This is a genomic window from Paenibacillus sp. M-152 (assembly GCF_003856555.1).
Classification (GTDB): Bacteria; Bacillota; Bacilli; order Paenibacillales; family Paenibacillaceae; genus Paenibacillus; species Paenibacillus polymyxa_C.
This window is the reverse complement of record NZ_CP034141.1, coordinates 3,085,058-3,097,403: the sequence shown is the minus strand read 5'-3', so window position 1 is coordinate 3,097,403 and position 12,346 is coordinate 3,085,058. Positions and strand designations below refer to the sequence as shown.

General features: G+C 44.9%; 12 protein-coding genes. 4 read left to right on the top strand and 8 right to left on the bottom strand.

The annotated features are described in order from the left end of the window. Positions 1-74 precede the first annotated feature (74 nt). The 7 genes from EGM68_RS13400 to EGM68_RS13370 form a co-directional block, all read right to left on the bottom strand. Positions 75-1,385: an MATE family efflux transporter gene (locus tag EGM68_RS13400; RefSeq protein WP_013371353.1), complete on the bottom strand. Its 1,311-nt coding sequence runs from the start codon at positions 1,383-1,385 to the stop codon at positions 75-77. Next, the gene (locus EGM68_RS13395; RefSeq protein WP_013371352.1) at positions 1,352-2,194 is read right to left on the bottom strand and encodes an ABC transporter ATP-binding protein; all 843 of its coding nucleotides are present in this window, start codon (positions 2,192-2,194) and stop codon (positions 1,352-1,354) included. Before EGM68_RS13395 ends, EGM68_RS13400 begins: the two co-directional genes overlap by 34 nt. After that, positions 2,187-3,023: an ATP-binding cassette domain-containing protein gene (locus EGM68_RS13390; protein ID WP_129549395.1), complete on the bottom strand. Its 837-nt coding sequence runs from the start codon at positions 3,021-3,023 to the stop codon at positions 2,187-2,189. The genes EGM68_RS13395 and EGM68_RS13390 overlap by 8 nt, the downstream gene beginning before the upstream one ends. Before the next feature lie 5 nt (positions 3,024-3,028). Then, positions 3,029-3,883 (bottom strand): nickel transporter permease, encoded by an 855-nt coding sequence (nikC, locus tag EGM68_RS13385; RefSeq protein WP_064964132.1) that lies wholly within the window; start codon positions 3,881-3,883, stop codon positions 3,029-3,031. After that, a complete protein-coding gene (nikB, locus tag EGM68_RS13380; RefSeq protein WP_129549394.1) occupies positions 3,880-4,824 on the bottom strand; it encodes a nickel ABC transporter permease in 945 nt (314 codons plus the stop codon). Before nikB ends, nikC begins: the two co-directional genes overlap by 4 nt. 1 nt (position 4,825) lies before the next feature. Next, entirely contained in the window at positions 4,826-6,361 is a 1,536-nt protein-coding gene (nikA, locus tag EGM68_RS13375) for a nickel ABC transporter substrate-binding protein (RefSeq protein WP_129549393.1), read from the bottom strand. 204 nt (positions 6,362-6,565) lie between these two features. Beyond that, the gene (locus tag EGM68_RS13370; protein WP_206099057.1) at positions 6,566-8,029 is read right to left on the bottom strand and encodes a DHA2 family efflux MFS transporter permease subunit; all 1,464 of its coding nucleotides are present in this window, start codon (positions 8,027-8,029) and stop codon (positions 6,566-6,568) included. A 137-nt stretch (positions 8,030-8,166) separates the two neighbouring features. On the opposite strand from EGM68_RS13370, the gene EGM68_RS13365 reads away from it, so the two are divergent. From EGM68_RS13365 to EGM68_RS13355, 3 genes are all read left to right on the top strand, one after another. Next, entirely contained in the window at positions 8,167-8,736 is a 570-nt protein-coding gene (locus EGM68_RS13365) for a TetR/AcrR family transcriptional regulator (RefSeq protein ID WP_025364963.1), read from the top strand. A gap of 196 nt (positions 8,737-8,932) precedes the next feature. Next, complete coding sequence (locus tag EGM68_RS13360; RefSeq protein ID WP_013371345.1) at positions 8,933-9,184, top strand: YolD-like family protein; 252 nt, start codon at positions 8,933-8,935, stop codon at positions 9,182-9,184. 37 nt (positions 9,185-9,221) lie between these two features. Further along, entirely contained in the window at positions 9,222-9,428 is a 207-nt protein-coding gene (locus EGM68_RS13355) for a hypothetical protein (RefSeq protein WP_129549391.1), read from the top strand. Between the two features lie 126 nt (positions 9,429-9,554). Here EGM68_RS13355 and EGM68_RS13350 read toward each other — a convergent pair whose 3' ends face one another. Beyond that, entirely contained in the window at positions 9,555-9,884 is a 330-nt protein-coding gene (locus EGM68_RS13350) for a DUF3817 domain-containing protein (protein WP_013371343.1), read from the bottom strand. A 412-nt stretch (positions 9,885-10,296) separates the two neighbouring features. On the opposite strand from EGM68_RS13350, the gene EGM68_RS13345 reads away from it, so the two are divergent. Then, complete coding sequence (locus EGM68_RS13345) at positions 10,297-12,336, top strand: fibronectin type III domain-containing protein (protein ID WP_129549390.1); 2,040 nt, start codon at positions 10,297-10,299, stop codon at positions 12,334-12,336. The last annotated feature ends 10 nt before the right edge of the window (positions 12,337-12,346 follow it).

The window sequence follows — 12,346 nt, the reverse complement described above, 5'->3', positions numbered from 1 at the left end:
AAAGGATGTCCCCACACCACGTACATGGTGGATGGGACATCCTTTGTTTTTGAGAGCGATGTAAAGCAGATCTGCTAAATCTTCTTCAACCGAGGCAAATAGACCACCAGAAACAGTGACCGTCCCAGGGCAAAGATGATAAAGGATAACCAAAGTCCATGATTCCCATAATGCGGAACGCACCAGAAGAGAGCGATCAAAAAGCAGACCAGTGAAATCAGCATCGAATTACGGATCGGATACGTTACCGTCATCCCTGTAAATACACCATAGAATACCAGTCCCAGCCCGGCTGCTAGGGGAAAGATCACCAGCCACCCATTGTAAGGAATTGTCAGGCTAATCACTGTAGCGTTCCCTGTAAATAGCGAGATCAGCGGCTCTTTCAGTGCAAGGTACAATCCTCCCGTCACTACACCGGTAACCAGTGTCCAAAACCAGGACAAATGAATAACTCTTTGCAGCATTTTACGATCTCCGGCACCACGAGCCTGACCCGTCATGATGCTACTGGCGTTGGCGAACCCATCAAAAAAGTAAGCCATAATGTAATGGATCTGCAACAAAATAGCATTTGCCGCTAACTGATCGGTGCCAAAGCTCGCACTGCGCGCCGTAAACAGATTAAACATCGTCAACAGGCAGGCTGTACGAATCATGAGATCAAGGTTCGTCGCCATGACACTTTTCAACTCTGAGGCACCGAACCATTCTCGCCAATTCCTCTGTCCACTGCGCTTCCATTCTCTCCAAATCGGTGAACGGAACACCAGTGCAAGACCCAATACACATGCAAGAGCTTCTGCAATCAGAGTAGCGCTTGCGACCCCAGTGACATTCCAATGCATGATCTGTGTAAATACAAGAGCTAATAACATATTGATTACATTCATTGATATTTGTAAAAATAATGTAGCTTTCACGCGGGACAATCCCATCAGCCATCCGAGCAGCACATAGTTCACCAATGTAAGGGGTGCTCCCCAAATGCGGATGTTAAAATAAATTGCAGCTTGCTCTGCCACATCCTGAGCTGGACGGATAAGCTGGAGAGAAGCTAGCAGGATGGGCTTTTGCAAGACAATAAATACTGCACTGATGAGTAGAGCTATAGCCAGTGGGCGCATGAGAGCAGCTATGCCTTGGTCGTTATTTTGTGCACCTGCGGCTTGTGCTGTGAAAGCTGACGTACTGACTCGCAGAAAGCCAAACAGCCAATATAAAGTATTGAAAATAAGAGTACCGACTGCCACGCCGCCTAAATAGGCAGACTGGCTCAAATGACCGATTACTGCTGTATCCACCGCACCGAGTAGCGGGGTAGTAATCGTCGAAATAATTAAAGGGATTGCTAAAGCAAGATAGGCTCGGTGGGAAGGCAGCATGTTGAAAAAACCTCCAGTAATGATTGTGTATAGGGAAGCCGATCCGAATGAAATAATGCTTCCTTGGAAAAATGCTCAAGCACACGGCCTTCTTTCATAACCAAGATTCGATCACTCATAAAGTGCACAGCCGCCAGATCATGCGAGATAAACAGATAAGCCAGTCCAAACTCATCCTGCAAATCCTTGAGCAGGTTTAAAACGGTGGCTTGTGTGGTCACATCCAAACTTGCAGTCGGCTCGTCCAATACGATAAATTCCGGTTCTGTACTAATGGCGCGTGCAATGGTTACACGCTGCTTTTCCCCACCGCTGAGCTGATGTGGAAACTTATCCAGGTAGCTTGCCGGAAGCTTTACCATACCTAGCAGTTGTTCTGCTATATTCCAACGTCCAGAGGGCATCCCCGCCATAAAGGAAGGAACATAGCATTTAAGCTGATCCAATGGCTCCAGCAGGGATTGCAAAATGGTTAGTCTGGGGTTCAAAGCTGCGGATGGATGTTGAAATACCGCCCCCAGTCTGCTGCGAATCCGTTTTAATTCACTTCGCTTTAATCCTCGAATGGACTGTCCATCCAGTTTAAGCTCACCTTGATCAAACGTGTCCAATGTCAAAATACAGCGAGCAAGTGTGCTTTTCCCACTGCCGCTTTCTCCGACAACACCCAGACATTCTCCGGGTGAGACCGACAGAGCAACATCGTGCAGTACAGTTTTGCCCCCAGCGTAAGCCTTCGTCAAACCGGAGACGGTAACAACAGGATGGGGGCTGTCTTGCCACTGAGCGCAGGCGGCTTGATTATTCATGTAATATGCTCCTTTCCGGTGCAAGCTGTTCATCGGTGCTGTTGCATGGCAAACGTGAAGGAGCGTCTGGAGACAGCGGCGGAATAGCCGCCAGTAAGCGACGCGTATATGGATGGGCTGGATGGTCCAGCACCGCTTGCGTTTGACCAGCTTCAAGCAAAACACCTGTACGCATTACTGCAACTCGATCCGCATACTTCCGTACATGCCGTAGATCGTGAGTGATCCACATGACGGAAATCCCCGTTTCCATCCGGATTTGGTCAATGAGCTGGAGTACTCGGTGTGCAGTGAGCGTATCCAGCGCAGTTGTTGGCTCGTCGGCAATGAGCAGCTTTGGCTCTAGAAGCAGTGCAGCTGCAATAGCTGCTCGCTGCAATTGACCGCCGCTGAGCTCGAATGGATAGCTGCGGTACACACGCTCGGCGGGAAGCTGTACGTGCTCCAACACCTCAAGACAGCGCTGCTTACGCGCTTTACGGTCTTGCTTGCCGTGAGCACGCATCAGCTCGTCGAGTTGGCTGCCCACACGCAAAAAAGGGGTAAAAGCCCCGTGATAGTCTTGAAAAACGTAAGATATTTCACTACCAAGCAAGGAACGTCTTTGTTTAGCGGGTAGGGCAAGCAAATTCTCGTCATTCCACATTATGATTCCTTCAGCGCTAACAGAAGCGGGGAGGAGACCGCCAATAGCGAACGCAGTCATGCTTTTGCCGCTTCCGCTTTCTCCTGCCAGAGCACACCATTCTCCCGGACGAATGGCAAGCTCCAGTTGTTCTACAATCGTTTTTGCTTTTGTCCGAATCGTTAAGCCTTCAATAGTCAGCATGTAGTTCACTCCTCTGACCGGGTTTTAACATCATAACGGTCGCGTAGCTTGTCTCCAAACACGTTCGCTAATAGTACCGTGAGCACGACAGCTATGCCGGGACCCAGCATTAAATGAGGGGCCATTTGAAAATATGCACGCCCTTCATTCAACATCGTGCCCCATTCGGGAATGGGCGGCTGAGGACCTAAGCCCAAAAAAGATAGAGAGGCGATCATTAAAATGATTTTGCCGATATCCAGCGTAGCCAGTACAAGTACATTCCCAATGGCATGGGGCAGAATATGCCGCATGACAATTCGCAGGGAGGAGGTACCCGCGAGTATGGATAACGAAATGTAATCCTTTTGCTTTTCAGCCAGAACGGTACTGCGCACCAGTCGGGCATAACCAACCCATTTTACTGCAGACACCGCAAATATAAGATTCCCTAAGCCTGGTCCGAGCAGGCCACTTAGTACAATGGCAAAAATATAATCAGGCAAAGTCATGAAGGCATCGACCACACGTTGGAATACACGATCCATCCAGCCTCCAATAAATCCTGACAGCAGACCGAGGGGTACCCCAACAACCAGTGAAACGATCAAAATCAACAAACTGGTTCCGACTGTCGTCCGTAGTCCTGCTATGACCCTCGATAGCACATCTCTACCCAAATGATCGGTTCCCAGCCAGTGCATTGCGCTGATCGGTTGAAGTCGACTCCCCATCTGGATATGATACGGATCTTGTGGAGCTAGGAAGGGTATGACTGTAATGGCTGTAAGAATGAACAAGATGGAGAGTGATCCGATCCATGCTTTGGACAATCGTGCCCTGGTGAACTGCCTGTTTTCCGCATGTACGGATTTTATCATGATAAACGTTTCTCCTTCAAAGCAATTTCAGGATTGACCCAACGGTAGGACAGTTCTACCAAGATATTGAGGCATATAATGAATATGGCCATAAAAATTGTATAGCCCTGTATAATGGGATAGTCTCTCGCGGCAATTGCATCCACAATCCATTTGCCAAGCCCCGGATAGGCGAACAGCACTTCGATTACCACCGTACCTCCCAGTAGGCTGCCTATGCTCTCACTGAATACCGTTATAAGTGGAATTAAGCTGTGACGGAACATGTGTCTGAAAAAAATGCGAACCGGACTGATTCCACGGGCTTGAGCTGCTTTGATAAAATCCTGTCCCGAGCTTTCAATCAGACTTGCGCGAATCATTCGTACATAAACAGCCGCCATTGCCAATCCGAGGGTAAGAGAAGGGAGGACTAAATGAAAAACGGTTCCATCCCCCATAGACGGCAAAATACGCAATTTAACTGCAAACCATTCGATAAACAAAAGCCCCAACCAAAAGCTGGGAATTGAGGAGCCAATTAAGGCAAATACACGACTGGCACTGTCAATCCAGCGGTTACGGTACAGTGCGGACATTGTGCCCAACGGGAGAGCTATCAGCAGCATAATGAACAGAGAGCCTCCAGTCAGGAGGAGTGTATAAGGCAGCTTTTCTATAAACTCTGTCAAGACTGGACGATGGGTTAGATAAGATTGTCCAAAATCCAACTGTAGCAACTGAACCAACCACTTACCATATTGCACAGGTAATGGTTGATCCAGCCCCAGTTGGCTGCGCATATCCGAAATTTGCTGATTGGATACAGCTACATCATCTACTCGGAGAATGCTCCGAACGGGATCGCCCGGAACAAGCTTAAGCAGACAGAAGCTCACAAAGGAAAGAATAAGAAAGAACAATATAAGCGTCAGAAACTTTTTGGCAATAGATTGAAGCATGCTAGTTCACATCCAAGTCCTGGGTCAACAGATAATATTCACTTTGGCTGGTTACCCAGTTATGTACGTAATTACGATAGGCCACTACGTTGTTTGGATGAACTAGAAAGGATTGCAGATTTTCTTGGTCAATCAGCGTGACAGCCTGCAGCGCTAGCTTGTTGCGTTGCTCCTCATTCACGGTTGTGTTTAGCTGCGTAATCATACTCGCGAGTTCTGGTACATGCACACGACCGTAATTCAATGCTCCCTCCGGCATATAGGCCGCATTCAGGAAATAGCTTGCATCGCCGCGCGGAGCTGTAATGTTACTGTAAGTCGCCAAATCCCAATCCTGATGAGCGGCCAGATATTCATCAATATTATCAACCTGACGGATATCAATCGTGATGCCAAGCTCCTTAGCGTTAGCCTGAATCAGCTGTGAAATGAGTGGAAGCTCCGCTCTCGACTGGTAGGTTAACAATGTAAGATGAAGGGAGGACCCGTCAGAATTCGTAACTTTTCCGTTCTCCACTGTATATCCAGCTTCTTTGAAGCCTTCTCGTGCTGCATTCAAATCAAACTTTTTCGTAATATATTCCGGTGAAAAAGGAAAGTCCGGCAAGAACGGACCTTGAGCAGGGGTTGCCTGACCAGACATAATACCGCTCGCAATCTCATCCCGGTTGATCAAATTATCGAATGCTTTGCGCACAGCTGTTTTTTTCAGATCATGATTGTTCATATTGTAAATAAGTTGGTGCGTCCGCAGGCTAGGAAGTGAGTCAACTTTAACGGTAGAATCAGCTTTCAAGAGCTCCAGACTTTCAACGGGCGGACGATACACAATATCGGCCGTCTTAGCTTGAAAAGCAAGTTGACGTGCATTGGCATCTTCGTTAAACATGAATTTGGCATGTTTCAATTTTACTTCACCGTTCCAATAGTCCTCGTTGCGATCCAGATTCAGTTCACTTCCGGCACGGAAACTGACAACTTTGAACGGCCCCGTTCCTGCTGGGAAGTCACCTGTGGCTGTGGTGTCCATGATTGCGGTATTCGGATGAACCAGCTCAGATACAAATTCCGGGAAGGGCTTGTCCGTCGTAATGCTCAAGATCTGCCCTTCTGCATGAATATCACGGATATGTAGCGCATTTTTAACCGATGGATTGAGCTTTAGTGCTCTTTCCAAAGAGGCTTTGACAGCTGCGGCATCTACGGCTTTACCGCTATGGAATTTCACGCCTGGTCGGATGCTAAAGGTCCAGTGCTGCCCGTCCTTACTGTCCCATTTTTCTGCAAGCCAAGCTTCCAGCTTGAGATCCTTATTCACTTTGATCAGTGTTTCATTTACTCCAGCACGAACGGCTGTGTAATTGATATCTGCATGAGGATCAATAGAAGGGCTTTGCACGTTGAACAATAAGGTGACACTTTTATCTTGTGGTGCCGTAGAGGATGTGGATGAAGCTGATGGAGATGTAGCACAGGCTGTCATCATCACCGCCATGACCGCAGGGATAAATAGTTTGAAATACGAACGTTTAAACAACAGGGAATCCTCCTTAATAGTAATCGTAATTTTTACGCTTTACTCCGTGAGTCATATCGTAACCAAATGAGGAGGATTTGTAAATATGTAATTATATGAATACCTATCTAGATTCATAAAAAAAGGCTACTTAACCATAAATGGGATGGTTAGCAGCCTTTAAGTTTATTCAGGTATTACATTTGGAATGAAAATAATAATTAATTAGTGCATGGGTGCTTTAGCAGTGCCATGTTCAACATGAACTCTGCGGATGAAAAATGCAAGGATCAGACCGATCACGCTGATGACCATTGCAAAGAAAAATGAATTTTGAGATCCGATTACCATGGCATTAGCCATTTCATTTACGGATTGAGGCATGCTGGATTGGCTCAAATAGCTGTCCATGCCTTTGGAGAGTATACTTACCGCTACGGCAGTACCGATTGCACCAGCGACTTGCTGGAGCGTACTCATAATAGCCGTTCCATCCGGGTATAGATCCATAGGGAGCTGGTTTAGACCGTTAGTTTGGGCTGGCATCATAATCATAGAAATGCCGATCATCAAGCAGCTATGCAGCACAATAATGAGTACGAGCGTGGATGTCGTTGTAATGCCGGACAGGAAAAACAACACAGCGGCCACGATCACAAGTCCTGGAATCACAAGCCATTTAGGACCAAATTTATCAAATAAGGAACCCATAATAGGCGACAAGAGACCGTTGATAATTCCACCTGGCAGAAGCACCAAGCCTGCTGTTAGAGCGGACAAGGCCAGCCCTTTTTGCAAAAAGAGTGGAAGAATCAGCATCGTAGAAAGGATCGTCATCATACATAAGAACACCATGATAACGCCGATCACAAACATTGGATATTTAAATACACGCAAATTTAGCATAGGTGCTTTCATTTTTAACTGTCGTACAGAGAACAGAATCAACGATACCACGCCGATGATCACAGGAAGCAAAACAACCAGGCTGGTCCAGCCTTCGCCACCTTCACCAGATTTACTGAAACCAAACACGACACCGCCGAAGCCAATGGAAGACAGGATAATAGATAAAAGATCAATCTTGGGCTTGGTCGGTTCTGAGACGTTCTGCATAAACAAAATACCGCAGATCAGCGAGAGGACCAAGAAAGGAAGAGAGATCCAGAAGATCCAGTGCCAAGATAAATTCTGAAGTACCAGTCCTGCAATGGTAGGTCCTACCGCAGGTGCAAACATAATAACCAATCCGATGATTCCCATAGCCGCGCCTCTCTTTTCAGCTGGGAAGATAATTAAGATCGTGTTAAACATCAACGGCAATAACAGCGCTGTACCCATAGCCTGCAAAATGCGTGCGATCAATAACACTGAAAAGGTAGGGGCAAGCGCTGCAACGAGACAACCAGCTATTGAAAATAGCAACGATGTCACAAACAGCTGTCTTGTGGTAAAGGTTTGAAGCAGCAATCCCGATACAGGCACCAAGATACCAAGTGTCAGCAGATAAGCGGTAGTCAGCCATTGAGCTGTTGCAGTTGTAATATGCAAAATCTGCATCAAATCATTCAACGCAATGTTAAGTGCCGTTTCACTGAACATCCCAATAAAGCCACTAAGGAGCAGGGCAATCATAATAGGTAGCACCTTGAACGTTTTGGGTTCAGAGGGTGAGCTTGTTTGACTCATTGTACTCATGTTGTTTTTGTTCCTCCAATAAATTAATGGGTATTGAATTATAACGATCGGTCTATATATAATAAACATGCTATTATTTTTTTGTCAAAGTAAAAGTTTCAAATATTATATAATGAAGGATGCTGTATATGGCTGCTAAACCCGAATCATATGAGAATATCGTACAAACGGCGTCGAGGCTCTTTTTTCACCAGGGGTATCATGCTACCGGACTGAATCAGATTCTTGCGGAGAGTGGATCACCGAAGGGATCACTTTATTATTATTTTCCACATGGTAAAGAAGAGTTGGCTTTGGAGTGCATAAGAAGAGGGAATGAGTTTATTAAGCAAAAATTAAAACAGGCACTGAGTGGAAACGAAAATCCTGTAGTAGCCATTCAGGATTTTATTCGTCATACGGCTGAGGAGGCAGACCGTCTCGGCTTTGACAGCTTCATGCCGATTGGCTTCTGGGCTGCCGCGGAAACTTCCTGTATTAGTGAATCACTACGTCATGCCTGTGTGAATACGTTTACAGATTGGCAGCACATCTATATGGAACGCCTTCAGGAATCGGGCTTGGACGAGGAAAAGGCACACAGTCTGGCGGTACTGATCATCTCGATGCTCGAAGGGGCATTAATTTTAGCGGTTACACAACAGAGCAGTGCTCCTATTTATAATATCGTGGATTACATTCCACAGTTGGTCAAATGACTTAGCTGGTCGGTTTTCATGCGCCCCTAATGAGCTCTAACAAGCGACTTTAGAGAGTCGATGTTTTCATTTTTGAGAACTCGGCTTTTTGGTGCATCCTGGGACGTAATTTTACTCACATTACCAGCACCAAATGATGAAAAGTATGGTAAAATGGAATGAATTTGATTTTGCGCGAAAGGAAGAGTGATAGCAAGTGGCAAAAGCGAAGGTACCCAAACGGCCTACTCGGGATGAATTTGTACTGGAGGAAATCGGGAATCAGCTTGTAGAAGCACAACAAGAGCAATCCGAAGTTGTATTGACAGTATGGGGACGCGAAGAAGCAACCCGCGGACAAATCGTTAAAATGGACTCGAGAACAGGCAAGGTTCATGTAGAGAGTAATGGAGAAACGGATAAAGTTCCTTTTATGGATATCATGAGTGTAAATTACCCGAGAGATTAGTTGTGATTACATAAATATAACAGAAAGGGATGAAAGAATGTCAAAGTTAGGCGTCTCCCTTACAATCGGTATTTTTATGATCATCTTTTCAATAATTTTCGGTTTTAAAGTATATATAGTTGTTTCTGCTGCTATGTTCGGACTTTTTGCTTATCTAGCTACAGTAGGATATCTCAAACGTAACAGCCAGGATGATCCGTCAAATGATGGCTATTATGAATTTTTGGAAAATGTCAGGAACTAATAATTATTATTCGTGAATAAAAAAACAACCGAGTGGTTTACAGCCATCGGTTGTTTTTTTATATTCTGCTGTATAAGTGGTAAGGAGAACACCGCATTGCTGCGTTGACCTAGGCCTGGTATGGGTTTATGTAGCTTTGATCGAGCTGGCATGACTGGCACGGGCTTCGGCTTTCTTAAGCACCTTACGATCGAAAATGAAGGGGCCGAACGGCAACAGCGAGGCAATTAAGGCTGCAAGCCCTTGCAGTAGCGTAATTTTACGCAAAATCAGCATGACAATAGTGGCAACCACATAAGCCACAAACAGTACCCCATGGATCATTCCCACCCAGCTTACCATTTGCGGCATTCCAGCTGCGTATTTAAGTGGCATGGCAATACACACAAGCAGCAGATAAGAAATCGCTTCAATATTACCAATGGCACCAAACGTCTTAAAAGCATTTTTGAACATAATACACATCCTTTTTCTATTACTTAAAATTTAATATATCCTATAATGCAATGTTATTAAACGGTAGAAAGTTACGATATATCGAATATTTACAGCTAGCTTTTAATATTTCCTCTGAGACTAGGGTAACAAGGTTTGCTTTGTATGGCTTAGCGCAAGAAAAAAATGTCTAGTTAGCCAAGCTCGAAGGCTTTGTATATGGACATTTCGAGGTTAACATGTACCCAATTACTAAAGAATGCTAGTGTCAGGTCTAAACATTTGGTATGGAAATTCCGATAACAGTTAAATGAACGTCTGTACGTTATGGTATATATTTTAAAAGCTGGATTACAGCAGAAGGATTTGTGAGTTTACTTATTTATTTTGACAACATAAAATTTCAATACTGGTATCAAGGAGAGCATAAAACATGAATAAAAAACGTTTGCGTCAATGGATGGCTCCGTTCGCAACGGCTACGCTGATTTTGAATACGGGGTATGGCATTTTGGGACCCGATGCAGTGGCTAGCGCGTTGCCGACTGAAAGGCATAACTCAAATCTGACAGGTTTGAACATACCACAATCACATACCAAATTAGCGACCGTTCAAGGACGCCAAATACCGATCACTTCTAGCACGAAATTGACTACATTAACCGGTCAGAAGCCTAATATTAACCAAGTGATGAAATTAATGTCGACCCAATTGGTTACTGCGAATATTGCGCCAGCAGAGATAAGCAATCTGACAGCGATCCCTACAGAAACAACAAAAGTAAATTTGTCCTGGACTAATCCATCGGACATCAATTTTGACCACGTAAAAGTGGTTAATGTCACTAACGATGTATATGTTGATAACATTCGAAGTAACTCTTATATGATGAGTGGTTTACAGCCGAATACGACATATACCTTTCGAGTAAAGACAGTGAATAAGAGCGGCAACGAATCTCTAGGTACGACAGTACAGGTTAAAACAGCTTCCACTGACGCCCCTGTAGATAAGACACCCCCAGGAGAAGTAAGCGGGCTGACAGCGACGAATATAGGATATAATGGATTTACCATCAATTACATACTGCCTAAGGATGCTGACTTAAGCCAAGCGATTATTTATTTAAATGGTACAGAAATTCAGAAAACCACAGGCACGTCTTACACGTTTAATGTGTTAAATGCTGCTACTGCCTACAATGTAACGGTCAAAACGATAGACAAATCCGGAAACTTATCTCAAGGAGTTAGTATTCCCGTTACAACGTCTTCAGTCTCTACCGATATCGTGCCCGAAGTGACAGGTGCTTCAGTGACATCAGTTAATAACTATAGTGTTACTGTTTCCTGGACAAAACCTAGCGGAATTAGTACAGTCAGTCTATATAAGGATGGACAACTAGTAACTGATTCAACAGGATCATCCTATACATTTAATAATCTTTCGGCAAGCCAGACATACACGTTCACGATAAAATCCAAGCGGAGCACAGGTGCGTTATCCTCCGGTGTGAAGCTGACTGCCACAACGGACAGTACATCTTCCAATTCGTCAGAAGTTTCTAATCTTGAAGTCGATAGCAAAAGCGACACCTGGATCAAAATCACCTATGATATGCCGAGTCGAGCAGAGAGGGTAAAAATCTATGTTGATGGTGATTATAAGGGAACTACAACCTCAGAATCCTATAAAATAACGGATTTACGAGAAGGACGCTGGTATGAGATTAAAGTCATAACCGTAAATAGTAGTGGAAGGGAATCTAGTGGTGTAAAGATATCCGAACGCACGAATTCGGATGGTTACTACTCTTCGTCCTCTAGTTCATCGAACTATGAGAAAGCGAGAGATTTAATGCGGATTGCGGAGAACAGTCTAAATGCGTCCGACTGGCGTTCTGCCAGAGATGCGATAAGTGATCTGCCAACCGGTACACGTAAAAGCGACCTGCTAGATCGACTGGAGGCTATTCGCAATAGGGCATTAGGCACCAGTAGTTCATCGTCCGGGACGAGTTCAACTACAACGACTTCCGGCACTACGACGAGTTACACGAACAATGCGGTTGCTTCATATACAACATCGTTCACCCTGACACCAGGAGCTAAAACAGCTTATGTTGATGGTCGGGCTACAACGATAGCTCAGGCTCCAAAAATTATAAATGGGGTAACGATGGTCCCGTTACGCTTTATCAGTGAACGGGTGGGTTACGATGTAAACTATGAAAAAGGGACTAAAAAGATCATTCTGAATCGTCCTACAGACGGCAAACAAATAGTACTTCAAGTCAAGAATTCCACCCTTGCTGTATATGAGTTAAACAACTCCCGAAATTATTCGACGAACATCACTGCTCCGGTTATTATTAACGGCTATACGCTGGTTCCATTACGAGTCATCAGCGAGCTTTCGGGTTATCAGGTAAACTATAATAGTGTATCCAAACAAATTACGATTACCAAGTAAATACTCTAAC

Coding starts and splice junctions, on each gene's coding strand:
- EGM68_RS13400 (WP_013371353.1), bottom strand. CDS start 1,385: ATGCTGCCTTCCCACCGAGCCTATCTTGCTTTAGCAATCCCTTTAATT.
- EGM68_RS13395 (WP_013371352.1), bottom strand. CDS start 2,194: ATGAATAATCAAGCCGCCTGCGCTCAGTGGCAAGACAGCCCCCATCCT.
- EGM68_RS13390 (WP_129549395.1), bottom strand. CDS start 3,023: ATGCTGACTATTGAAGGCTTAACGATTCGGACAAAAGCAAAAACGATT.
- nikC (WP_064964132.1), bottom strand. CDS start 3,883: ATGATAAAATCCGTACATGCGGAAAACAGGCAGTTCACCAGGGCACGA.
- nikB (WP_129549394.1), bottom strand. CDS start 4,824: ATGCTTCAATCTATTGCCAAAAAGTTTCTGACGCTTATATTGTTCTTT.
- EGM68_RS13370 (WP_206099057.1), bottom strand. CDS start 8,029: ATGAGTCAAACAAGCTCACCCTCTGAACCCAAAACGTTCAAGGTGCTA.
- EGM68_RS13365 (WP_025364963.1), top strand. CDS start 8,167: ATGGCTGCTAAACCCGAATCATATGAGAATATCGTACAAACGGCGTCG.
- EGM68_RS13355 (WP_129549391.1), top strand. CDS start 9,222: ATGTCAAAGTTAGGCGTCTCCCTTACAATCGGTATTTTTATGATCATC.
- EGM68_RS13350 (WP_013371343.1), bottom strand. CDS start 9,884: ATGTTCAAAAATGCTTTTAAGACGTTTGGTGCCATTGGTAATATTGAA.
- EGM68_RS13345 (WP_129549390.1), top strand. CDS start 10,297: ATGAATAAAAAACGTTTGCGTCAATGGATGGCTCCGTTCGCAACGGCT.